The following is a 23,829-nucleotide window of genomic DNA, read 5'->3' as shown; positions in this document are numbered from 1 at the left end:
CGATGCCGGGGTGGGGGCAATTAGCCCGCGATTATCGCAGATGCCGTGCGACGGCGTATGTCCGCCGACCTTCAGCCATGGTCGTGGGTGGCCGGCGCTTCGGCCTCGCCCTGTTCCAGCCGATCCAGAAAATCCACCGCGCGGCGCAGGTGCGGGATGACGATGGAGCCACCCACCACCAGCCCGACCGAAAACGCCTCGAACATCTCCTCGCGGGTCACGCCGGCCTCCTTGCACTGGGCCACGTGGTAGCTGATGCAGTCATCGCAACGCAGCACCATCGAAGCCGTCAGCCCCATCAACTCCTTGGTCTTCACGTCCAGCGCACCGGCCTGATAGGTCTGCGTATCCAGCGCAAAGAACCGCCGCACGACCTGGTTTGGCTCGTCCAGGATGCGCTTGTTCATGCGCTGGCGGAATTCGGTGAATTCCTTGAGGCGATCCTGTTCATTGCTCATGCCGATGCCCCTTCCAGCAAGGGTTCAAGCTTGCCGGCGCGATGCAGGGCCATCAGGTCGTCGTAGCCGCCCACGTGGACGTCGCCGATGAAAATCTGCGGCACGCTGGTGCGCTTGGTGAGCGCCATCATTTTTTCGCGCGCGGCGGGGTCGGTGTCGATGCGTACTTCGGTCCACGTCTGGCCCTTGCTTTTCAGGAAGTTCTTGGCCATCACGCAATAGGAGCATGTGGCGGTGCTGTAGAGGGTGATGACGGGCTGGGCGGTGTCGCTCACGGTAGGCTCCTGAACGTAATGATGGAATGCTGGTCGAATATGGGGCTGTACCCGTATTTTTCCAGCCGCTCAAGCCCCATTCACGCCACGTCGCCCTACAAGGCCCATTCTGCCCGCATGAATCCCCTCCTGCTCAACGCCGCCATTGCCCTTGCCCTGACCGCTTGCACCGGCGCCGCCATCGCCCAGGATCGCGGCTTGCCCGACATTGGCTCGTCTGCCGGCAACCTCCTGTCACCGGCCAAGCAGGCCGAGTACGGCGCCATGGTACTGGCGCAGCTGCGCCACGAAGGCTATGTGCTGGATGACCCGCTGCTGGACGGCTGGCTGGACGGCGTGGGCCAGCGTCTGGCGTCGGCCAGCGGCCGCTCGCAACAGCCCTTCACCTTCTTTTTGCTGCGCGAACGCCAGATCAACGCCTTCGCCACCCTCGGCGGCTACGTCGCGGTCAACTCCGGGCTGGTGCTGGCGGCCAGCCGCGAGGACGAAGTGGCCGGCGTACTGGCGCATGAGATTTCCCACGTCACCCAGCAGCACGTGTTGCGAGGCGCCGAAAAAGCGCAGCGCGACAGCCTGCCGATCCTGCTCGGCATGCTGGGCGCGATCATTGCCGCGCAGCACGCCGGCGGCACGTCCAGCGGCGACGCCTCGTCGGCGGCGGTGATGACCGGCTTGGGACTGCTGCAGCAACGCCAGATCGACTACACCCGCGACAACGAATCCGAGGCCGATCGCATCGGCATCCGGCTGATGGCCCATGCCGGCTACGACCCCGAGGCGATGGCGGATTTCTTCCAGACCCTGCAATCCACCGTGCGGATGAACCAGGGAGACGAGCGCAGCGCCGTCCCCGGCTACCTGCAGACGCACCCGCTCACCCTGGCCCGGATCAGCGAAGCGCGCGAGCGCGCCGCCAGGCTGGAGCCCGCGCTGGGCAGCACCGCAGCCATTACCCCCAGCAGCAATCCACTGCTGCCGCCCGGCCTGCAAATCGCCACCAGTGTCCACAGCCGCCAGGGACAGGGCGACAGCGGCGATTTCAGCTGGGCGCGCGAACGCCTGCGCGTGTTCAGCGCAAGCACCCCCGCGCAGGCGATCCGCGAATACCAGCAGATGCGGGCGAAGCAGCCGCTGGACGCCGCCGGCCGCTACGGGCTGGCGCTGGCCCACCAGCAGGCGGGGCAGAATGCCGAAGCGCTGCAGGAACTGGCGCCGTTGGCACAGGCGCACCCCGACAACCTGTGGGTGCAGATCGCGACCGGCGAGGCCGAGGCACACACCGGCCGGGTGGCCGAGGCCGACCGCCGTTTCGAAACCCTGCTCACCCGCATGCCCACCCATCGCGCACTGGCGCTGGCCTATGCGCGCCTGCTGGGCGAACGCGATACGCGCGACGCTGGCACGCGCGCCGTGGCCGTGCTGCGCCCGTTGCTGGGCAACGCCAGCAACGACCTGCCGTTCCAGCAGGCCTATGCACGCGCCTGCGAAATCGCCGGCGACTCGGTGCGCGCCGGCGAAGCCTGGGCCGAATCGGCCTACCTGTCAGGGCGGCCCGAGCAGGCACTGGTCCAGCTCAACAACCTGAAACGGCGCGAGGACCTGGACTACTACGCCCGCGCCCGTGTCGATGCACGCATTGCCGCCATCACGCCCACCGTGCTGGAGCTGCGCCGCCAGGGCGTGCACGACGAAGAGGCCAATGGCCGCCTCAGCCTCGGCCTGCACGACGAACGTTGACACAGTCACGAAACTGTCACCCAATCGACGTGTAATGACGCAATCGCCGCTTCCGTGGCGCGACCTGTCGATGACATGCAAAAACACATCCTGATCGTCGAAGACGAGCCCGCTATCCGCGACATGCTGGCCTTTGCGCTGCGCAAGGGCGACTTCGTGCCCATGCCGGCGTGCGATGGGCGCCAGGCGCAGGCGCAAATCGCCGAGCGCGTGCCCGACCTGATCCTGCTGGACTGGATGCTGCCCGGCAGCAGCGGCCTGGAGCTGGCCCGGCGCTGGCGGCGCGAAGCCTTGACCCGCGACATTCCGATCATCATGTTGACCGCGCGCGGTGAAGAGAACGACCGCGTCGGCGGGCTGGAAGCCGGCGTGGACGACTACGTGGTGAAACCGTTCTCCGCGCGCGAACTGCTGGCGCGGATCCGCGCGGTGTTGCGGCGCTCGCGCGAGGACGACGAAGACGGCAGCGTGCAAATCGGCGCATTGCGCATCGATGGCGCTGCCCATCGCGTGTTTGCCGGGATCGACGGCGATTCGACGACACTGCAGGTCGGGCCCACCGAATACCGGCTGCTGCATTTCTTCATGACCCACCCGGAGCGCGTCTATACCCGCACGCAGCTGCTGGATCACGTCTGGGGCGGCAGCGTCTATGTGGAAGAGCGCACCGTGGACGTGCATATCCGTCGCCTGCGCAAGTGCCTGGAACCGCATCACCTGGACGAGATGGTGCAGACCGTACGCGGCGCCGGTTACCGGTTCTCCGCCGCGAGCTGAATGCCCCCACGCACGCCGCGCCACCGCCCGGAGTGCGGCGTACCGCAGGTTTTGCGCTACGCTGAAACGCGCCTCCTCCTTGGCCCGCCCCACGCATGCAAGCCGATGCACGCACCGCCTGGTTCCGCACGCTTGGCCAGCTCACCCTGGTGCTGGCGGCTGCGCTTGTGTTCGGGCTGATGGTGGGGCAGCCATGGTCGGCGCTGACGGTCGCGGCACTGGCCGTGGTGGGCTGGCATTACTGGAGGCTGCATGACGTCCTGCGCCGGCTGACCTCGCGTCGGCGCCTGGCGCCCGCACACGGACGCGGCGTGTGGAATGAACTGGATCGCCTGCTGTTCCGCGGCCAGACCGAGATGCGCACGCGCAAGCGCCGCCTGCTGGCCATGCTGCGCGCCTATCGCGCCGCTGCCGACGTGCTGCCGGACGCCGTGGTGGTGGTGGAACGCAACAGCCAGCGCGTGCTGTGGTTCAACGCGGCAGCCACGCCGTTGCTGGGCCTGCGTCATCCGGCGCACCGCAATGCATCGCTGGCCGGCAGCCTGCAACCGCTGGCGGTTGCGCAATGGCTGGCCAGCGGGCGCAATGCCGAGCCGATGAACGATGTCGCGTCTCCTGCGAATCCCGCGCTGCGCCTGCGCCTGCGCCTGCTGCCCTATTCCGAGGAGCTGTGGCTGCTGATCGCGCGCGACATCACCCAGACCACCCACCTGGAGCAGATGCGCCGCGATTTCGTGGCCAACGTCTCGCACGAATTGCGCACCCCGCTGACGGTGATCCACGGGTATCTGGAAATGCTGGATGACGGCGACGTTCGGGAAACGGCGCCGATGCTGGATGAAATGCGTCGTCAATCGCAGCGCATGACCCGGCTGGTGGAAGACCTGCTCACGCTGTCGCGGCTGGAAGCGCGCGACGCGCTGGCGGATGAACCCGTGGCGATGGCGCCGATGCTGTCCAGCCTGCGCCGCGAAGCCGAAGCGCTCAGCCAGGGCCGGCATCGCATCCACGTCGAGGACACCGCGCAGGTGGACCTGCAGGGCGCAGGCAAGGAACTGCACAGCGCGTTCTCCAATCTGGTCAGCAACGCGGTGCGCTACACGCCAGAGGGCGGCGACATCAGCGTCTGCTTCACCCATGATGCCGATGGCGGCGCCACGTTGAGCGTGCGCGATTCTGGCCACGGCATCCCGGCGACGCATCTGCCACGGTTGACCGAACGCTTCTACCGCGTCTCCACCAGCCGCTCGCGCGACACCGGCGGCACCGGGCTGGGCCTTGCCATCGTCAAGCACGTGCTTGGCCTGCACGGCGCGCGACTGGACATCGCCAGCGAAGTTGGCAAGGGCAGCCGCTTTGCCTGTCGCTTCGATTCCGCCCGGGTACTCCCGCGCACTCCACATGCTCCCGCGGACCTCTCGCCATGAACGCAGAAACCACGCCATCCCCGCTGCGCGATCCGGCGCTGTACGCAAATCGTGAACTGTCGCAGCTCGACTTCAATTTTCGCGTCCTTGCGCAAGCGCGGGACGCGTCGGTGCCGTTGCTGGAGCGGCTGCGCTACCTGTGCATTTCCTGCACCAATCTCGACGAATTCTTCGAAATCCGCGGCGGCGCGGTGCGCCATGCCGTGGAGCTGGACTTGCCCGCCGGCATGGACGGGCTGGACCCTTCGGTGCTGTTGGGCCGCATCCATGATCGCGCGGCCGAATTGGTGAACGCGCAATACCGCTGCTTCTACGACGAACTGCGCCCGGCACTGGCCGACGAAGGCATCCGCTTGCTGCAGCGCGAGCAATGGACGCAAGAGCAGTCGGAGTGGCTGCGCGCCTATTTCCTCAACGAAATCCTGCCGGTGCTGTCGCCGCTGGGGCTGGATCCGGTTCACCCATTCCCGAAGATCCTCAACAAATCGCTGAACGTGGTGGTGCTGCTGGAGGGCAAGGATGCGTTCGGTCGCGAGGGCCACCTGGCCATCGTGCGCGCGCCGCGCTCGTTGCCGCGCATCATCCGCCTGCCCGATGCCGATGGCGATGGCGATGCCTTCCACGACTTCGTGTTCCTCAGTACGGTGCTGTCTGCGTTCGTGCACGAGATGTTCCCGGGCATGAAGGTCAACGGCGCGCACCAGTTCCGGGTCACCCGCAACTCCGAGTTGATCGTCGACGAGGACGACATGGACAACCTCGCACTGGCGCTGCGCGACGAGCTGATCGGGCGCGGCTACCTGCGCGCAGTGCGGCTGGAGATCGACGAGCGCTGTCCGCAGGATGTGGTCAACGCGCTGCTGACCAACTTCGACCTCGCGGAAAATGCGGTCTACAAGATCAACGGCCCGGTCAACCTCAACCGCGTGATCCAGGTGTATGACCTGGTCAAGCGGCCGGACCTGAAATTTCGCCCGTTCCAGCCGCGCCTGCCGCACGGCGAGGAGGCCATGTTCGACCTGATCCAGCAGGGCGACGTGTTGCTGCACCATCCGTTCGACAGCTTCGCGCCGGTGCTGGAATTGATCCGCCAAGCCGCGCACGATCCCGACGTGCTGGCGATCAAGCAAACCCTGTATCGCACCGGCAACAACTCGCCCATCGTCGAACACCTGGTCCAGGCCGCGCGCAACGGCAAGGACGTGACCGTGGTGGTGGAGCTGCGCGCGCGCTTCGACGAGGAGGCCAACCTGCGCCTGGCCGACCGCCTGCAGGATGCCGGCGTGCAGGTGGTGTACGGCGTGGTGGGCTACAAGACCCACGCCAAGATGCTGTTGATCGTGCGCCGCGAGGGCAGCGCGCTGCGCCGCTACGTGCACCTGGGCACCGGCAACTACCACAGCGGCACCGCGCGCGCCTATACCGATTTCAGCTTGATGACCGCCAATGCCGACATCGGCAACGACGTGCACCTGATCTTCCAGCAGCTGTCGGGCCTCGCCGCACCGCTGCAGCTGCGACGCCTGCTGCAATCGCCGTTCACCCTGCATGACGGCGTGCTGACGCGCATCGCGCGCGAAGCCGCCAACGCCGGCGCCGGCAAGCACGCACGCATCATCGCCAAGATCAATGCGCTCAACGAGCCGCAGGTGATGCGCGCCCTGTACGAAGCCTCGCAGGCGGGCGCGGAGATCGACCTGATCGTGCGTGGCGCCTGCGCGCTGCGCCCGGGCATTGCCGGCGTTTCGGACAATATCCGCGTGCGCTCGGTGGTGGGCCGCTTCCTGGAACATCACCGCATCTGGTGGTTCGCCAACGACGGGCAGCCCGAGTTGTTCTGCTCCTCGGCCGACTGGCTGGAACGCAATCTGCTGCGCCGGGTGGAAACCGCATTCCCGATCCTGGACCCGGTGATCGCCCATCGCGTCCATCGCGAAGGCCTGCTGAACTATCTGGCCGACAACCAGAACGCCTGGCAGCTGCAAGCCGACGGCCAGTACCTGAAATGCACGCCGGGCAAGGGTGAAGCCCCGTTTTCGGCGCAGCAGTCCATGCTTGAAGGGCTGTATATCTGAGCATGGCGCGCGATCAGGGATAATGCCGAATGAACCGTACCCAGCGCCGTCCCGCATGAATCCGCCCGCCAACCGAAGCCCCACGACGCTGCGCGAAGGCGACTTGCTGGCCGCGCTGGACCTGGGCTCGAACAGCTTCCACATCGTGGTCGCGCAGTCCGTGCTGGGCCAGCTGCGGGTGGTGGACCGGCTGCGTGAAACCGTGCGCATGGCCGAGGGCCTGAACGCGCTGGGCGGGCTGGCGCCGGAGGTACGCGGCCGCGCATTGGATTGCCTTGCGCGCTTCGGCCAGCGCATCGCGGACATTCCGCCGGAACACGTGCGCGCCGTCGCCACCAATACGGTGCGCCAGCTGCGCGCGCCTGAATCCTTCCTGGTGCCTGCCGAGGCGGCGCTGGGGCACGCCATCGACGTGATCTCGGGGCGCGAGGAGGCCCGCCTGGTCTATCTGGGCGTGGCCCACGAACAACCCCCGCACCCCGACCAGAAGCGACTGGTCATCGACATCGGCGGCGGCTCCACCGAATGCATCATCGGCCGCGGCTTCACGCCATTGGAGCGCGAGAGCCTGCAGGTCGGCTGCATCGCCAGCACGCGCCGCTTCTTCGCCGGCGGCAAGCTCACCCGCAAGCGCTGGAACACGGCGCTGACCGAAATCACCGCGCAGCTGCAGCAATTCGCCGCCACCTACCGCGCATTGGGGTGGGACGAGGCCATCGGCACATCCGGAACCCACAAGGCGATCGGCAACATATGCGCGTCGCTGAAGCTGACCAAGGGCGCGATTACCCGCGAGGCACTGGCCGAGATCCGCGACCGCATGCTGGCCTGCGGAAGGATCGAGGCCATCAGCCTGCCCGGTCTCACCGACGAGCGCCGCCCGATCATCGCGGGTGGCGTACTGGTGCTGGAGGCGGTGTTTTCCGCGCTTGACCTGACCCGCCTGCAGGTCAGCAAGGCCGCCCTGCGCGAGGGCGTGCTGTACGACCTGCTGGGCCGCGGCGGCGCCGACGACCCGCGCGATGTGTCGGTGGCCGCGCTGATGCAGCGTTACGGCGTCGATGTGGCGCAGGCAGAGCGGGTCAATGCCAGCGCGATGCAGCTGTTCGATCAGGTGGCAGACGCCTGGTCGCTGAGCGCCGACGACCGCGCGATGCTGTCGCGCGCCGCGCGCCTGCACGAACTCGGGCTGGCCATCGCGCACAGCGGCTATCACACCCACGGCGCCTACGTCCTGCAGAATTCCGACATCGCCGGCTTCTCGCGGCAGGGGCAAAGCTTCCTGGCCGCACTGGTGCGCAGCCATCGCCGCAGCGTGCCGAAATCGGCATTCGAGATGATCCCGGACCGGTTGCAGGCCAATGCCCGCCACAGCGCCGCACTGCTGCGGCTGGCCGTGCTGCTGCATCGTTCGCGAAGCAACCAGCCGGTTCCCGACATGCACCTGCAGGCCAATGGGGAAACGTTGTGTCTGCAGGTGGAACGCCACTGGCTGCAATCGCGCCCGCTGCTGCGCGCCGACCTGCAAGCCGAGCCGGAAGACATGCTTGGACTGGGCCTGCAGCTGCAATTGGCCGGCGAATGAGGCACCAACAGAAACGGGCCGGCGCGAACGCCAGCCCGTCTCCAATCACGACATCACGGCGCTTCAGTGCGCCAACGGCTTGCGCGGCAGCATGGCCGGGCGCATGGCGGCGTTGTACACGAACGAGGCCATGATCGCCGACGCCTGCTTCAGGTCCTGCGCCGATGCGTGGTCGTAGGTATCCAGGTCGGTGTGGTGGACATTGGTGAAGTAGTCCAGCCCGTCCTGCACGAACTGGAAGCCCGGCAGGCCAACCGCATCGAAACTGATGTGGTCGGTGCTGCCGGTGTTGCGCTGGGTCACGATGGTCGCGCCCACGTCATGCCACGGCTTCATCCATTCCTCGAAGATCGGCGCCACCGCCATGTTCTCCTGGGCGTAGATGCCGCGGATCTTGCCGCTGCCGTTGTCCAGGTTGAAGTACGCGGCCAGCTTGCCGTATTCCTTGCCCCGCACCAGCGCGCCCTTGCTTTGCCGGAAGAACGCCGGGATCGCCTTCTCGTCCGGGTCGGTCGGTTCCGGGTAATGGCCGAAATGCTCCTCGACGTATTTCGCCGAACCGATCAGGCCCTGCTCTTCGCCGCTCCACAACGCCACGCGGATGGTGCGGTCCGGCTTGGCGCCAACCGCCTTGAGGATGCGCACCGCTTCCATCACCACGGCCACGCCGGCGCCGTTGTCGGACGCGCCGGCGCCGGCATGCCAGGAATCCATGTGCGCGCCCAGCATCACGATCTCGTCGCGATGCGGGCCGCTGCCGGGGATTTCCGCAATCGTGTTGTAGCCGGGCTGGTCGGCGTCATCGGTGAAGCGCGCGGCGACATCGAGCTTCATCCGCGGCGTTTCCTTGCGATCCAGCGCACGCAGCAGCGTGTTGTAGTGTTCGGCGCCCATCACCACCGCCGGCACGCCGACCGACTCGCCGGCCTTGCGCGACCCGCCACCGCCCAGCACCAGGATGCCGTTGTCCCAACGGCTCATGCTGACCGTGGCCAGCACGCCCTCATCCACCAAAAACTGGTTGAGTGTCGGGCCGAAGGCCATCCGGGCAAGGTAGCGCTTCATCATCTCGTCGCGCGAACGCCCGTCGCGATCGGCCGGTACGTCCACGCCGACCAGGTCGGACAGTTCCTGCTCCGAATAACGGCTGGAGTCGGCCTTCTCGCCGAATTTATACGGACGCGCGTCGCTGACCAGCAGGATCTTGCCGCGCAGCTTGCCCCGGAATTTTTCCAGGTCCGCCTTGGATTCGAGCTTGGCGGCGATGACCTCGCCTTCCACCAAGCCCGGCGTGGCCGGCGTCCAGGCCAACGGAATCACGTGCAACGGAAAGCCGCGCGGCGACACCAACTCGGCGCTGGCGCCGGTGAATTCCCAGCCGCGACCAAAGACGCCGATGCTCTCGTCGTGTGCATTCGCCAGCCCCCAGCCGGTGAGCTTGCCGCGCGCCCAGCCGTTGGCCTTGGCCATCGACGGCGAATTGGTCAGCCGCGGACCGATGCCTTCGGTCAGTTCGCCCAGGGTTGCCATGACCTGCGAATGGTTGAAGGCTTCCGCGCGGATGCGCCCGGTCATGTCCAGGTCGACCCGTTCTTGCGCGGCCACCCCGTGTGCGCCCGCCATCCCCACGGCCAACAGCGCAGTCAGCAGCAATCCTCGTTTCATTGCATTCCCCATGCAGGTATCGAATACCCGAGTCTAGGAGCGCCATGCCCCGCTGCCGTGGGCCATCGGTCATGCCCGGCCACCTTTACCCGACCGGGCGTGACGCGATGCACGTTCTGCCCGCCGTCTCGGTCAAGAACGCGCGCCGTCCGCCGCGCCCGGCTGGTGCATGGCGACCTGGTACCAATCCACCTTGCGGGTGATCAACATGATCGCGGCAAGAATCACGAACAGCAGGCCGGCGCCCAGCGCCAGCGCGTTGTCTTCCGACAGCAACAGGCCATACAGCGCGGCGTACAGCGTGCCCAGCATGGCGGCGAAGCCCAGGCCGCGGGCGGTACTGCGCAACACGGCCGCCAGATAGACGCCGATCAGGCCGATGCAGGCCAGCGCCGCCAGCAGATAGGACAGGCCGAAAGCGATGTGCTCCGACAGGCTGACCAGCAACAGGAAGAAAATCGCGATGGCCATGCCCACCAGCAAGTACTGGATCGGGTGCACGCGCACCTGCTTGATCAGCTCGAACATGAAGAAGCCGACGAAGGTCAGCAGCACGAACAGCAGCCCGTATTTGGTGGCGCGGTCCGCCTGCAGGTACGGATTGACCGGGTCGATCAGCGACACGCTGACCGCATCGCCCGGCGCCGCCCACGGCATTCCGCGCTCCAGCGCCTGCTCCGCCGACTCGGCGAGTTGCTGCCCCGGGGCCAGCACGGGGGTTTGCAAGTAGCGGCGCTGGGCATTGCTTCCCACCGCGGCGATCTGCCAGCGCGCATGGAATCCGCGGGCGTCGATGTCCTGCTGCGGTGATTTTCCGTCGAATTTCGGATGCGGCCATGAGGACTGCAGGCGCAGATCGTTGTTGGCACCCAGCGGCACCATCGCGAAGGTTTCCGTACCGCGCAGCTGCAGCGCGGCGCGCGCATCCAGACGCAGCCGCGCGCCAGCCGCCGGCACCGCCAGCCGCGCATGCACGCCCGGGCCATCGGCATGGCCGATGCCCTGCTCGACCTTCACCGCCACGCCGTTGACGGTCAGCTGCGGCGCGCCGCGCATGCCGCCGACATCGGCGATCCCCAGGCTCAGCCACGGCTGCCCGATGGTGCGCTGCACGTTGCCCTCCTCACTCGGCAGCTGCACGTCGAACCGCGCCACCGCCTGGCCGTCCCATTCATACACGCGCACCTGATGCAGCCCGCGCCGGCGCACATCCGGCTTCAACGTGCCGTCGATGGCCAGGGTGTCGGGGAAGAACGTCCACTGCCCGGATTTCCTGCGCACCGTCTTGCGCGCGCCGTTCTCGTCACCCTCGGTCTCAACCACGCGCTCTTCATACGGCACCACCAGTACCGGCCCCGCCAACACCTGGCGCCCACCAAAACTGGCACCAATCTCGCGCACCGCCGCCTCGCGGTATTGCTGCCGCTCGTGAATGGTGCCGCGAATCATCTGCAGCGGGATCAAAATCGCCAATGTCAGCATCGCCATCAACGCAGCCTTGAACGCCAATCGCATCGCCGTGCTCCTGTCCGAATCGTGCGGACAGGTTGCTGCGCGCGGTTGAGGTCACGATGGGGCGACGGTGAAGCGTGGGTGAAGTGCTCAACTGGCAGGAAGCTCGACCCGGGCCACGGCACCACCGCCGGCACGATTGTCCAGCCGCACCGTGCCGCCATGCAGCTTGGCGATTTCGGCCACGAAGTTCAGGCCAAGGCCGCTGCTGCGCAAACCTCCGCGCGGACGCGGCAGCGAATAGAAGCGCTCGAACACGCGCGCCAGCGCGAACGCGGGCACGCCCGACCCGCGATCGGCCACTTCGACCCATGCGCGCCCATCCTCGCATCCGGCACGCAGTTCCACCTCGGCGCCCCGCTCGGAAAACGCGATCGCGTTGTCCAGCAGGTTGGCCAGCAGTTGCCGCAGCAGGAAAGGATCGCCCGGCAGCGGCGGCAAGCCGGCGGCCGGCCGCACACGCAGCGCCACCTGCGCCGCCTGCGCGCGCGGCGCTGCATCCTCCGCCGCGGCCTCCAGAAGCGGCTGCAGCTCCACCCGTTCGACATGCGCGATGTGCTGCCGGTGTTCCAGTGCCGCCAGCTCCAGCAGCCGATCCACCAGGTCCGCCATGCGCCGGCTCTGCGCGCCGACATGGGCCACGAAACGCTGCCGATCTGGCTCCGGCAGCGGCCCTTCGAGCAGCTCGGCGGCGCCGCGAATGGCCGCCAACGGGCTCTTCAGCTCGTGGGTCAGGGTATGCACGTAATGCTCGACATACTGTTTGCCCTCCAGCTGCGCGCGCATGCTCTCCAGCGCGCGCCCCAAATCGGCAAACTCGCCCGCAGCGGCCGGCAGGCTGGCGCGTTCGCCAGCGCTTACCGCATCGGCATAGCGGCGCAGGGCGGCCAGCTGCCGCGACAGCCACCACGCCATCAGCAAGCCGACCAGCAACGCGCTGCCCAACAGCACCGCGCCCCAACGCAGGATCACCTGCTGGCTGCGCGCGATGAACGGCTGGATGCTGCGGTTCGGCTTGGACACGGTGAGCACGCCGGCGATGCGCCCCTTTGCATCGCCATCGCGCTTGTCAAAGATGGGCGCGGCTACATACATCACCGTGCTGGCGTCATCCGCCGGATCATCGCGGGTGGAGCGTGCGCCGTACTGCCCGCGCAGGGTCCGATAGACATCATTCCAGTGCGAATTGTCGCGCCCCACGTCGCGGCCCGCCGAATCGTAGAGGACGATCCCGCGCGCGTCAGTCACGGTGATCCGGTAGCTGGCGTGATGCTTGGTTTCGCCCCAGATCCGCGCGCCCAGCTCGCGTTGCGGCATTGCCCGCATCCGCTCGGCAAACCGGCCATCGGCCATGTGCCCGGCCAGCAGGTCGTCGCTGGCCAGTTCCGCCAGCACGTTGGCGGTATCGGCCAGCGTGTCTTCCATCGATTGCCGCACCCCGGGCTTGACCTGCTGCACGAACACGTTGCCCAGCAGCAACGCGGCCAGAGCCACGATCAGGAAATACCCCAACAGCACGCGCAGCGCGATCTTCAAGCCGATTCAATCCACGTCGATGGAATAGCCCAGCCCGCGATGGGTGCGGATCGGGTCGCGCTCCGGGGTCACAGCGCGCAGCTTGGCGCGCAGCGTCTTCACATGGGTGTCCACGGTGCGCTCGCCGGACTCCAGCGCAGCCTGCCAAACCCGGTCCAGCAGCTGCGCGCGGCTGAGAATCGCACCCGGCCGGCGTAGCAGCTCGGTCAGCAATGCATGCTCGTAACGGGTCATGTCCAGCGCATGCCCGGCATAGGAAATGCGGCAGGCCGCCGCATCCACCTCGAAGCGCCCCTTGCGCTGCGCCTGCCCGCCCTCGTGCCGGCGCAGGCGCGCGCGCACCCGCGCCACCAGTTCGCGCAGCGAGAACGGCTTCGCCATGTAGTCGTCAGCGCCCAGTTCCAGCCCCAGCACGCGGTCGATCTCGTCGCTGCGCGCGGTCAGGAAGACCACCGGCACCGCACTGACCGCGCGCAACTCCCGGCACACCTCGAAGCCGCTGCAATCCGGCAGACCCACATCCAGAATCACCAGATCGATGCCGCCACGCGCCAGGCGCGGCAACACGGCCCCGCCCAGCAACACGTGCTCGACCGCGTAACCGTCGGCGCGCAGCGCATACAGCACGGTTTCGGCGATGGCACTTTCGTCTTCGGCCAGCAGGATGGTGGGCATGGCCGGCATCCTAGCCGACTGCGTGCCCCGCTTTGAGTGGCCAGTGTGAAGTCCAGTGCAATGCGACAATGCGGCGATGAATTACCGCCACGCGTTCCATGCCGGCAACCACGCGGATGTGCTCAAGCACGTCGTCCTGCTGGCGCTGTGCGACACCCTGACCGCCAAGCCAGCGCCCTGCTTCGCGCTGGACACCCACGGCGGGCGCGGCCTGTACCGGCTGGACGGCGAATCGGCGCAGAAAACCGGCGAAGCGCAGGACGGCATCGCCCGCCTGCAAGCCGAAACACCCAAGGATGCCCTGCTGCAACGCTATCTGGCCGCCGTGCGCGCCTGTCGCCAAGTGCACGGCGCCCACACTTATCCGGGCTCGCCCTGGCTGCTGGCGCATGCGCTGCGCGCGCAGGATCGCATCGCTGCCTGCGAGTTGCTGCCGGAAGAAGCCGCTGCGCTGAAAGCCAATGTTGCCGGCGACGCGCGGGTGGCGGTACACCAGCGCGACGGCTATGCGGCAATCAAGGCGCTGCTGCCGCCCAGGCAGGGCGATACCAAATTCGCGCGCGGGCTGGTGCTGATCGACCCGCCCTATGAGGCGCAGTTGGACGAATTCGACACCGCCCTTGCCAGCCTGCGCGAAGGGCTGGCGCGCTGGCCGCAGGGGATGTTCGCGCTCTGGTATCCCATCAAGCAGGGCCGCGTCCTGCATCCGTTCCGGCGCGCCGCCGCCAAGCTGCCGGCGAAATCCGCGCTGCTGCTGGAACTGCTGGTGCGCGCCGACGATTCGCCGCTGCGCATGAACGGCAGCGGCATGCTGCTGCTGAACGCCCCGTGGCAGTTCGATGCCGCGATGCAGCCCACGCTGGACGCCCTGCGCCGCGCGCTGGGCGAGAGCGGCGCCAGCGCACGGGTGGAGTGGCTGCGCCAGCCCGCCTGAACCGATGGGCGACACGCCTCCTGTGCGAGAATCCTGCGCCCTTCTCCAACATACCAGCCATGCCCTCCAGCTTTTTCGCCCTGTTCGACGACATCGCCAGCCTGCTGGACGATATTTCGGCGATGACCAAGGTGGCCAGCGGCAAGACCGCCGGCGTGCTGGGCGACGACCTGGCCTTGAATGCGCAGCAGGTCAGCGGCATCCGCGCCGAGCGCGAATTGCCGGTGGTCTGGGCCGTGGCCAAGGGGTCACTGGTCAACAAGGCCATCCTGGTGCCGGCCGCGTTGGCCATTGCGGCGCTGGAGGCGTGGCTGACATCGCGCGGCATCGGCGTCCCGCTGATCCTGCCGTTGTTGATGATCGGCGGCGGCTACCTGTGCTTTGAAGGCGTGGAGAAACTGGCGCACAAGCTCCTGCACGCACAGGAAGACACCCAGCACCACGTCGAACTGGCGCACGCCGTCAGCGACGCCTCCGTGGACCTGCTGGCCTTCGAGCAGGGCAAGATCAAGGGCGCAATTCGCACCGATTTCGTGCTGTCTGCCGAAATCATCGTGATCTCGCTGGGCACCGTGGCGTCGCAACCGCTGCTGACCCAGCTCGGCGTGCTGGTCGCCATCGCCTTGCTGATGACGCTGGGCGTGTATGGACTGGTCGGCGGCATCGTCAAGCTCGACGACATCGGCCTGCACCTGGCGCGCGAGGGCGCCGGTCGCGCGCGCGCCGCGCTGGGCCGCGCGATTCTTGCCTTCGCCCCACGGCTGATGAAGTTCCTGTCGGTGGCCGGCACCGCCGCCATGTTCCTGGTCGGCGGCGGCATTCTGGTGCATGGCCTGCCGCCGCTGCATCATGCCATCAGCGCGTGGACGCAAGGCTCACTGGCCTGGCTGTGGGGAAGCCTGCTCAACGGCGCCTTCGGAATCGTGGCCGGCACCCTGCTGCTGGGCGCGCTGACGCTGCTGTCGCGCTTGCGCGGCAAGGGTCTTTCGGCACATTGAACCGGCACCGGAATGGGTTCATGGTGCGGCAGACACGCAGCATTCATTTTCTTAACCCCGTCCACGCGATGATGCAGCCATGGCCGCCCGCAACCGCATGCCCCCGTGGCACGAACATATCCGCCTCGCCAACGGGCGCGACATCCTGATCCGCCCCATCCGGCCGGAAGATGCCGGCCCGATGCAGGCATCCTTCACCCTGCTGGAACCCGGCGAAATCCGCCAGCGCTTCCTGCATCCGATGAAAGAGCTGAGCGCGCAGCAGGCCGACGTGCTGACCCGGCCCGACCCGCGCCGCGACTTCGCGCTGGTGGCTGCCGAGCCGCTGCCGCCAGGCGAAGCGCTGGTCGGCGCAGTGGCGCGCATCTGCATCGACAACAACGGCAAGGACGCCGAATTCGCCATTCTGGTCAGCCACTACGTCAACGGCATGGGCCTGGGTCGCCACCTGATGCGGCGGCTGGTGCGCTGGGCCAAGGGGCGCAAGGTGCAACGCGTGTACGGCGACGTGCTGGAAAGCAACCTGCCGATGCAGGCGTTGGCGCAGTCGCTGGGCTTCCACCGCGAAGCCACCGGCGAAGCCGGCCTGGTGCGCGTGGTGCTGGATATTCCACCGCCCAAACCCAGACACCCGCCGTTGCCGTCGATGCCGTTATCCGCCAGCCGGTAAACTGCACGCCTCAATCCGACCCTTGAAGCGCTGGCGCGCCGCGTCCGGCGCCGGTGTTCTTTTCGATGCCTGATTCCGCCCTGTCTTTCGATATCCCGTTGCCGCGCGCCGGCCAGACCCGCGCCTACTGGCGCCAGCCGGCCTCCACCACCGCGCTGGCCTGCGCCCTGCTTGCCGCCGCGCGGCGCCACGCCGGGCCAGTGCTGGCGATCGCGCGCGACAATCACGCCGCACACCAGCTGGAATCCGACCTGCGCACGCTCGCCGCAGGCGGCGACGCCTTGCCGGTGCTGGGCTTCCCGGACTGGGAAACCCTGCCCTACGACCGCTTCAGCCCGCATCCGGAGATCGTCAGCCAGCGGTTGGCGACGCTGGCCCGGCTGCCCGAACTCGCCCGCGGGATCGTGGTGGTGCCGGTCACCACGCTGATGCAGCGCCTCGCCCCGCGCACGCACGTGCTGGGCAACCGCTTCAGCGTGCGCGTGGGCCAGCGGATGGACATGGACGCCGAGAAGCGGCGCCTGGAGTCGGCCGGCTATCGCAACGTGCCGCAGGTGTACGACCCCGGCGATTTCGCCGTGCGTGGCGGGCTGCTGGACGTGTATCCGATGGGTGCCGACGCGCCGTTCCGGCTGGAACTGCTGGACGACGAGATCGACAGCATCCGCGCCTTCGATCCGGAGAGCCAGCGGTCGCTGGAGAAGATCCAGTCCATCGAACTGCTGCCGGGGCGCGAGGTTCCGCTGGACGATGCCAACGTGCAGCGCGCATTGGATGCGCTGCGCGAGCGCTTCGACATCGACACGCGCCGCAGCGCACTGGTGCAGGACCTGAAAGCCGGGCTGGCACCGGCCGGCATCGAGTACTACCTGCCGCTGTTCTTCGCGCCACGCCGTGGCGCAGGCAGCAGCACCGAAACGCTGTTCGACTACCTTGCGCCCGACGCGCTGCCGCTGCTGTGCGACGGCGCATTGGAGGCCGCCGACAGCGCCTGGGCGCACACCGGCCAACGCTACGAACAACTGCGCCACGACGTGGAACGCCCGCTGCTGCCGCCCACCGACCTGTGGCTGGCGCCGGATGCGCTGCGTGAAGTGCTCAATCGCGGCGACCGCATCGAGGTCTGCGGCGCGGCGCATCCGCGCCACGGCGATGCGCGCGCCCTGCCGGTACAGCCCGCGCCCGCGCTGCCGCTGGTGGCGAAGGATCAGCCTCCCGGCCAGGCCATGCGCGATTTCCTGCGCAGCTACCCGGGCCGGGTACTGATCGCCACCGACTCCGCCGGCCGCCGCGAAGCACTGCTGGAAGTACTGCAGGCGGCGGGACTGCAGCCTGAAGTGTTTGAGAGCTGGGCTGCTTTCGCCCTTGCTCGTCATTCCCGCGAAGGCGGGAATGACGGCTTGGAAGATTCCCGCTTTCGCGGGAATGACAGCGCGACATTTGCCATCTCCGTCGCCCCCTTCGACGACGGCTTCGCGCTGGACGCGCCTGCGCTCTGCGTCCTCACCGAGCGCCAGCTGTTCCCCGAACGCGCCGCCTCACCGCGTCGCCGCAAACGCGCCGGTCGCGAGCCGGAAGCGATCATCCGCGACCTGGGCGAACTCACCCTGGGTGCGCCCATCGTCCACGAAGACCATGGCGTGGGCCGCTATCGCGGGCTGGTGGCGATGGACGTCGGCGGCATGCCCGGCGAATTCCTCGACATCGAATACGCCAAGGGCGATCGCCTGTACGTGCCGGTGGCGCAGCTGGACCGCATCAGCCGCTACTCCGGCGCCAACCCCGACACCGCGCCACTGCATAACCTGGGTGGCGAGCAGTGGGCGAAGGCGAAGAAAAAAGCCGCCGACAAGGTCCGCGACGTCGCCGCCGAGCTGCTGGAGATCCAGGCGAAACGACAGGCACGGCGGGGCCTGGCCATCGACGTGGACCGGGCGATGTACGAACCGTTCGCCGCCACCTTCCCGTTCGAGGAAACGCCCGACCAGCACGCCGCCATCGAAGCGGTCTTGCGCGACCTGGCGTCCTCGCAACCGATGGACCGGGTGGTCTGCGGCGACGTCGGCTTCGGCAAGACCGAAGTGGCCGTGCGCGCCGCGTTCGCAACCGCCAGCGCCGGCAAACAAGTGGCGGTGCTGGTGCCCACCACGCTGCTGGCCGAGCAGCACTATCGCAACTTCCGCGACCGTTTCGCCGATTGGCCGCTGCGGGTGGAAGTGCTGTCGCGCTTCAAGAGCAAGAAAGAGATTGCGGCGGAACTCGAAAAGCTGGCCGACGGAAAGCTCGACGTCATCGTCGGCACCCATCGCCTGCTGCAACCGGACGTGAAATTCACCGATCTCGGGCTGGTCATCGTCGACGAAGAGCAGCGTTTCGGCGTGCGCCAAAAGGAAAGCCTGAAGAAGCTGCGCGCCAACGTGCACCTGCTGACGCTGACCGCGACGCCGATCCCGCGCACGCTGAACATGGCGATGAGCGGACTGCGCGACCTGTCCATCATCGCCACCCCGCCAGCCAACCGCCTGGCGGTGCAAACCTTCGTCCACGCCTGGGACGAGGCGCTGCTGAACGAAGCCTTCCAGCGCGAGCTGGCACGTGGCGGCCAGGTGTATTTCCTGCACAACGACGTGGAAAGCATCGGCCGCATGCGCGACGAACTGCAGGCCCTCGTCCCCGATGCCCGCATCGGCATCGCCCACGGGCAGATGCCGGAGCGCGAACTGGAACGGGTGATGCTCGATTTCCAGAAGCAACGTTTCAACGTGCTGCTGTGCTCCACCATCATCGAATCCGGCATCGACATCCCCAACGCCAACACCATCGTCATCAACCGCGCCGACAAGTTCGGCCTGGCCCAGCTGCACCAGCTGCGCGGCCGCGTCGGCCGCAGCCACCATCGCGCCTACGCCTACCTGCTGGTGCCCGATCACCGCAGCATCAGCGCCGATGCACGCAAGCGGCTGGACGCGATTTCCTCGATGGACGAACTCGGTGCCGGCTTCACCCTGGCCACCCACGATCTGGAAATCCGCGGCGCCGGCGAACTGCTGGGCGAAGACCAGAGCGGGCAGATGGCGGAAGTGGGCTTCAGCCTCTACACCGAACTGCTGGAGCGCGCGGTGCGCAGCATCAAGCAAGGCAAGCTGCCCGATACCGACGACAGCGACCGCTTCGGCGCCGACGTGGACCTGCACGTGCCGGCGCTGATCCCCGATGACTACCTGCCGGATCCGCACGCGCGCCTGACGCTTTACAAACGCATCAGCGCCGCGCGCGATGCCGATGCGCTGCGCGAGCTGCAAGTGGAGATGATCGACCGTTTCGGCCTGCTGCACGAGGCCACCAAGCATCTGTTCGCCACTGCGGACATGAAGCTTCAGGCCACGGCGCTCGGCATCCGCAAACTGGATCTGGGCGGCAACGGCGGCCGCATCCAGTTCGTGGAGAAACCCAATGTCGATCCGATGGCGGTGATCCGCCTGATCCAGGGCCAGCCCAAGCACTACCGAATGGACGGCCCGGACAAACTGCGCATCACCCTGGAACTGCCCGACGCGGCCACCCGCTTCAACGCCGCACGCGGCCTGCTGGCCGCGCTGCGGCCGAGCTAGCCGGCGATCATGCAGAACCACCATTCAACCCCTCGCCCCTTCCGCTATCCAGCAGGACCCCGATTCGCCATGCGCACACCGTTGTTGCTTGCCTGTTTGCTGCTGGCTGCCTGCGCCGGCGTGCCTGCCGAACCCGCGGCGCCGGCCACCTATCTGCTGGTTCGGCATGCGGAGAAAGACACCACGGTGGCGAAAGACCCACCGCTCACCACCGCCGGCCAGGCGCGCGCCACGCGCCTTGCCTCGCAGCTGGCCAGGACGCCGCTGTCAGCGATCTACAGCACGCCCACTCGCCGCACGCGGGAAACCGCAACGCCCACGGCGCAGTCGCATGGCCTGCCGATCGAAGACTACGATGCTGCCGATGCCGCCGCGTTTGCCGTCCGCCTGCGCAAGGCCCATCCCGTTGGCACCGTGCTCATCGTGGGGCACAGCGACACCCTGCCGCCGCTGGCGCGCATTTTGTGCCGCTGCGACGTCAGCGACATGGACGAGCGCCTCTATGGCATCCGCTACACCGTGCGTTTCGACCGCAGCGGCCATGCCCAACTGCGCGAGGACCACGACTGATGGCGACGCAGTCACCTCTACCGGAATGGAGCGGCAATGGTGCCGCCATGCGCGAACTGCAACAGACGCTGGCAACCCGGGTTGCGCTGCGCGACGGCTTTCCGAAACAGTTGGCCACCATCGCCGGCTTCGACGTCGGGTTCGAGGACGACGGCACCACCACCCGCGCCGCCGCCGTGCTGCTGGATGCGTGCACGCTGCAGGTCATCGACCAGCAAGTGGCGCGACTGCCCACCCGCATGCCCTATATCCCCGGCCTGCTCAGCTTCCGCGAATTGCCGGCGCTGCTGGAGGCGCTGGCGATGCTGAAACAGCCGCCTGACCTGGTGTTCGTGGATGGCCACGGCATCGCCCATCCCCGCAGGCTGGGCATTGCCGCGCATTTCGGCGTCGCCAGCGGCCTGCCCAGCATTGGCGTTGCCAAGAAAATCCTCGTAGGCAGCGCAAGCCTGGCCCTGCATGAGATGCGTGGCGCGTTCACGCCGCTGCGCGACGGCCGCGAACAAATCGGCTGGCTGCTGCGCAGCAAGCCCGGCTGCCTGCCACTGGTGGTGTCGCCCGGCCATCGCGTGGCCATGGCCTCCGCGCCGGAACTGGTGATGCGCTTCGTCACCACCTATCGGCTGCCCGAACCCACCCGGCTTGCCGACCGCATCGCCTCTCGGCGCGACCACAAGCCGCCTGCATCAGGCTGACGCAAACGCAGCACGCCGCATTCACCCGGGTTGGTGTATGAAGAAGCCTGACCGTTCACGCGAGCCCGCACATGACCCGCATCCCCAGCCTTCTTGCACTGCTCCTGCTGACAAGCTGCGCCAGCGCCGCGCAGGATCCCGGCACCGCAACGCCAACCGCCCACCCCGGCCCGGGGACCACCGCACAGGCACATGCGCACATGATCACGCTGAACATCGGGGAACAGGCCACCTTGGCCGACAACAGCCGCCTGACCTACCTCAGCCTGGTCAACGACTCCCGCTGCCCGCCCGATGTGCAATGCGTCTGGGCCGGCGATGCCGAGATCCAGCTGCGCTGGCAACCGACGCAGGGCGGCGCGAGGGAGGTGTCGCTGCATACCAGCCCGATGCGCGGCGCACAAACCGACGTAACGCTGGGCGTTTATCGCATCAAACTGGAATCGCTGGCACGCGGCATCGCCCCGGCGGCCACCCTGAGCATCACGCCTGCCACGCCGTAACGCCTCACCCATCCAGCGGACTGCGCACACCCAGACCACCACGATTGAGCACATGCGTGTAAATCTGCGTCGTGGCGACATCCTTGTGCCCAAGCAGCTCCTGAATGGTGCGGATGTCATAACCCGCCTCCAGCAGGTGGGTGGCGAAGGAGTGGCGCAGGGTGTGACACGTCGCGGGCTTGATGATGCCAGCTCGCTGCCGCGCACGCTGCACTGCGCGCTGCAAGGTGGCTTCATCGACATGATGCCGCCGAACAACCCCGCTACTTGGATCCAGAGAGGGAGATGCCGCCGGGAACACATACTGCCAGCCCGGTTCGTTGCCAGCGTTCGGATATTTCCGCGCCAATGCATGCGGCAGCCAGACCCCGCCAATGCCTGCCAAACGATCCTGCGCACCCAACAGTCCGGCGCGCTCAACCGCCAGTCGCAGCGGGTCCTGCAGCCGCTGCGGCAGCGGCACACGCCGGTCTCCGCCTCCCTTGCCGGCGCGAACGGTAATCTCACGACGCTCGAAATCGACATCCTTCACGCGCATGCGGATGCATTCCATCAAGCGCATCCCGGTTCCATACAACAGCCCCGCTTGCAGCCATGCCTGCCCGTCCAGCATCGCCATGAGGCGATCAACCTCACTCCGGGACAGCACAACCGGAAGCCTTCGTGGCCGCTTTGCCCGCACAACGTCGTCCAACCAGCGCAACTGCATTTCAAGCACCTTCTGATACAGGAACAGCAGTGCCGACAGCGCCTGATTCTGCGTCGATGCCGCTACCTGCCCCTCGGTCGCCAAACCAGTCAAAAAGGCTTCAACCTCTGCCTTGCCCATCCCTCGCGGATGCTTGCCGCCATTGGCACGAATGAAGCGCCAGATCCATGCAACATAGGCCTGCTCCGTGCGAATGCTGTAATGGCAAAGGCGACACCGCTGCCGCACCTTCTGGAGCAGCCCAGGCGTATGCGCCGGATTTCCAGAAACCCCCTGCTTGCCGCGCCACATCGTTGGATTTGTCATACATCCCACTTTTGCTGGATTTCCCACCCCAGCATCCGTCGATTCATGGCCAGCGACTACAAGGTAACGCTTTGTTTTAAGGTAGGATTTTTCTGGTTGGCAAAGACCCACCCTCGCATGCATACTCTTGGCGACATCCCGCTTTTGGGATCGACTAGGTGTTAGGTGCTTATGAAGAATTTATGGCTACTGATTGGATGTCTTGTGCTAGCCATTTCACTTGGTCTAGCAGAACCATTAGTTGCTCACAAGATAGAGATTGCTCAATGGGGCGGCGGGCCTCTAGTGCAAATTTACGCGCCGATCCAAGCTCCTAAAATCTTCGCACTCCGTGCTGTGACCAACCTCTACTGGCTAATCCCAGGCATCATTTTTGGCCTGTTTTCAGAACGCCCTCCAATCCAAAGAGGATTACAGCTTGGATTGGCATTTTCTATTGCGGCGATTACGATCAGCTTTGTTCACACAGGCTTTCCTCGCTATACCGCAAGCCATTTTCTCGCGCCGACACTTACAGATGACTTGCTCAGATTCTTGGAAACTTTATTCCTATTTCAGCTATCTACCGCGTTTGGCTCTGTGCTTAGGCATCATCGTTACGCACCTAACAATTCGTTCAAGCCGACTCCGCTTCGCTCCGGCAACGGCGTGGCAGGTTAAGCTTGCCACGCCGTTGCCTGCGCTACGCAGATCGGCTTAACTCAAGCGTTAGCTGCCATGAAATCTTCGCTCGCTTACGGATTAGCTGCCATATCTTCTTGGGTGGCACTGGTATCAGTGACGATCGCGCTAAGCATTCCGTTCATTGGAACCGTCTTGGCCAACCGTCTGGCCGAGCTTACTGGTTGCATGCATGTCCAAGACTCCTATGTTCAGCTCGTACCAGACTGTAGCTTTATCGGCATCAATATCTCAGAGAGAGTCTCCTATTATCAAAGTGCCACCGGACTTTTACTCACGCCACTTGCCTTCATTCAAGCCTTCTGGGACTTATTCCTACTGTGGCTCACAGTATCTATCCTGTTGTCCGCAGCTTCACTCGGGGCCCGCGAGAGTGAGCAGGCTGGCAGCTAACAATTCGTTCAAGCCGACCCAGCTTCGCGGCGGCAAT

21 protein-coding genes are annotated in these 23,829 nt (G+C 66.6%); 14 read left to right on the top strand and 7 right to left on the bottom strand.

Annotation, left to right across the window (positions count from 1 at the left end; genetic code table 11):
• Positions 1 to 71: 71 nt before the first annotated feature.
• On the bottom strand, positions 72 to 458 hold the full coding sequence (locus LIW09_RS03245) for a carboxymuconolactone decarboxylase family protein (RefSeq protein WP_256646537.1): 387 nt from the start codon (positions 456 to 458) through the stop codon (positions 72 to 74).
• Positions 455 to 670, bottom strand: coding sequence for a glutaredoxin (locus tag LIW09_RS03240; RefSeq protein ID WP_338064842.1), 216 nt, complete (start codon positions 668 to 670; stop codon positions 455 to 457). The genes LIW09_RS03245 and LIW09_RS03240 overlap by 4 nt, the downstream gene beginning before the upstream one ends.
• A gap of 180 nt (positions 671 to 850) precedes the next feature.
• Between LIW09_RS03240 and LIW09_RS03235 the strand changes: the two genes are divergently transcribed.
• The 5 genes from LIW09_RS03235 (at position 851) to LIW09_RS03215 (ending at position 8,334) form a co-directional block, all read left to right on the top strand.
• The gene (locus LIW09_RS03235) at positions 851 to 2,470 is read left to right on the top strand and encodes a M48 family metalloprotease (protein WP_256646535.1); all 1,620 of its coding nucleotides are present in this window, start codon (positions 851 to 853) and stop codon (positions 2,468 to 2,470) included.
• A gap of 75 nt (positions 2,471 to 2,545) precedes the next feature.
• Positions 2,546 to 3,247: a phosphate regulon transcriptional regulator PhoB gene (gene phoB / locus LIW09_RS03230; protein ID WP_256646534.1), complete on the top strand. Its 702-nt coding sequence runs from the start codon at positions 2,546 to 2,548 to the stop codon at positions 3,245 to 3,247.
• A gap of 95 nt (positions 3,248 to 3,342) precedes the next feature.
• On the top strand, positions 3,343 to 4,674 hold the full coding sequence (phoR, locus tag LIW09_RS03225) for a phosphate regulon sensor histidine kinase PhoR (protein ID WP_256646533.1): 1,332 nt from the start codon (positions 3,343 to 3,345) through the stop codon (positions 4,672 to 4,674).
• Positions 4,671 to 6,749 carry a polyphosphate kinase 1 gene (gene ppk1 / locus LIW09_RS03220; protein WP_256646531.1) on the top strand — a complete coding sequence of 693 codons (2,079 nt, stop codon included), beginning with the start codon at positions 4,671 to 4,673 and terminating at the stop codon, positions 6,747 to 6,749. The genes phoR and ppk1 overlap by 4 nt, the downstream gene beginning before the upstream one ends.
• 55 nt (positions 6,750 to 6,804) lie before the next feature.
• Positions 6,805 to 8,334 carry a Ppx/GppA phosphatase family protein gene (locus LIW09_RS03215; RefSeq protein WP_256646530.1) on the top strand — a complete coding sequence of 510 codons (1,530 nt, stop codon included), beginning with the start codon at positions 6,805 to 6,807 and terminating at the stop codon, positions 8,332 to 8,334.
• 63 nt (positions 8,335 to 8,397) lie between these two features.
• Here the strand turns inward: LIW09_RS03215 and LIW09_RS03210 are convergent, their stop codons facing one another.
• The 4 genes from LIW09_RS03210 to creB form a co-directional block, all read right to left on the bottom strand.
• On the bottom strand, positions 8,398 to 9,999 hold the full coding sequence (locus LIW09_RS03210) for a M20/M25/M40 family metallo-hydrolase (RefSeq protein ID WP_256646529.1): 1,602 nt from the start codon (positions 9,997 to 9,999) through the stop codon (positions 8,398 to 8,400).
• Positions 10,000 to 10,131: 132 nt separating this feature from the next.
• Positions 10,132 to 11,514, bottom strand: a complete 1,383-nt coding sequence (gene creD, locus LIW09_RS03205; RefSeq protein WP_256646528.1) for a cell envelope integrity protein CreD — start codon at positions 11,512 to 11,514, stop codon at positions 10,132 to 10,134.
• 87 nt (positions 11,515 to 11,601) lie between these two features.
• Entirely contained in the window at positions 11,602 to 13,047 is a 1,446-nt protein-coding gene (gene creC, locus LIW09_RS03200; RefSeq protein ID WP_256646527.1) for a two-component system sensor histidine kinase CreC, read from the bottom strand.
• Positions 13,048 to 13,053: 6 nt separating this feature from the next.
• Entirely contained in the window at positions 13,054 to 13,731 is a 678-nt protein-coding gene (gene creB / locus LIW09_RS03195; protein WP_256646526.1) for a two-component system response regulator CreB, read from the bottom strand.
• 67 nt (positions 13,732 to 13,798) lie between these two features.
• On the opposite strand from creB, the gene LIW09_RS03190 reads away from it, so the two are divergent.
• From LIW09_RS03190 to LIW09_RS03160, 7 genes are all read left to right on the top strand, one after another.
• The gene (locus LIW09_RS03190; protein WP_256646525.1) at positions 13,799 to 14,656 is read left to right on the top strand and encodes a 23S rRNA (adenine(2030)-N(6))-methyltransferase RlmJ; all 858 of its coding nucleotides are present in this window, start codon (positions 13,799 to 13,801) and stop codon (positions 14,654 to 14,656) included.
• 59 nt (positions 14,657 to 14,715) lie between these two features.
• Complete coding sequence (locus tag LIW09_RS03185; protein WP_256646524.1) at positions 14,716 to 15,654, top strand: DUF808 domain-containing protein; 939 nt, start codon at positions 14,716 to 14,718, stop codon at positions 15,652 to 15,654.
• 79 nt (positions 15,655 to 15,733) lie between these two features.
• Positions 15,734 to 16,324 (top strand): GNAT family N-acetyltransferase, encoded by a 591-nt coding sequence (locus tag LIW09_RS03180; RefSeq protein WP_256646523.1) that lies wholly within the window; start codon positions 15,734 to 15,736, stop codon positions 16,322 to 16,324.
• Positions 16,325 to 16,389: 65 nt separating this feature from the next.
• Complete coding sequence (mfd, locus tag LIW09_RS03175; RefSeq protein WP_256646522.1) at positions 16,390 to 19,935, top strand: transcription-repair coupling factor; 3,546 nt, start codon at positions 16,390 to 16,392, stop codon at positions 19,933 to 19,935.
• Between the two features lie 69 nt (positions 19,936 to 20,004).
• The gene (locus LIW09_RS03170; protein ID WP_256646521.1) at positions 20,005 to 20,505 is read left to right on the top strand and encodes a SixA phosphatase family protein; all 501 of its coding nucleotides are present in this window, start codon (positions 20,005 to 20,007) and stop codon (positions 20,503 to 20,505) included.
• The gene (gene nfi, locus LIW09_RS03165; protein ID WP_256646520.1) at positions 20,505 to 21,200 is read left to right on the top strand and encodes a deoxyribonuclease V; all 696 of its coding nucleotides are present in this window, start codon (positions 20,505 to 20,507) and stop codon (positions 21,198 to 21,200) included. Before LIW09_RS03170 ends, nfi begins: the two co-directional genes overlap by 1 nt.
• 71 nt (positions 21,201 to 21,271) lie before the next feature.
• The gene (locus LIW09_RS03160; protein ID WP_256646519.1) at positions 21,272 to 21,703 is read left to right on the top strand and encodes a hypothetical protein; all 432 of its coding nucleotides are present in this window, start codon (positions 21,272 to 21,274) and stop codon (positions 21,701 to 21,703) included.
• Between the two features lie 4 nt (positions 21,704 to 21,707).
• Here the strand turns inward: LIW09_RS03160 and LIW09_RS03155 are convergent, their stop codons facing one another.
• The gene (locus LIW09_RS03155) at positions 21,708 to 22,703 is read right to left on the bottom strand and encodes an integron integrase (protein ID WP_256646518.1); all 996 of its coding nucleotides are present in this window, start codon (positions 22,701 to 22,703) and stop codon (positions 21,708 to 21,710) included.
• Between the two features lie 186 nt (positions 22,704 to 22,889).
• Between LIW09_RS03155 and LIW09_RS03150 the strand changes: the two genes are divergently transcribed.
• Entirely contained in the window at positions 22,890 to 23,378 is a 489-nt protein-coding gene (locus LIW09_RS03150) for a hypothetical protein (RefSeq protein ID WP_256646517.1), read from the top strand.
• Between the two features lie 57 nt (positions 23,379 to 23,435).
• Positions 23,436 to 23,792 (top strand): hypothetical protein, encoded by a 357-nt coding sequence (locus LIW09_RS03145; protein ID WP_256646516.1) that lies wholly within the window; start codon positions 23,436 to 23,438, stop codon positions 23,790 to 23,792.
• The last annotated feature ends 37 nt before the right edge of the window (positions 23,793 to 23,829 follow it).

Source organism: Thermomonas paludicola, from assembly GCF_024498955.1.
In the GTDB taxonomy this organism is placed as follows: Bacteria; Pseudomonadota; Gammaproteobacteria; order Xanthomonadales; family Xanthomonadaceae; genus Thermomonas; species Thermomonas paludicola.
Note: the sequence above shows the minus strand (reverse complement) of the source record. Positions and strands in the feature narration are given on the sequence as shown.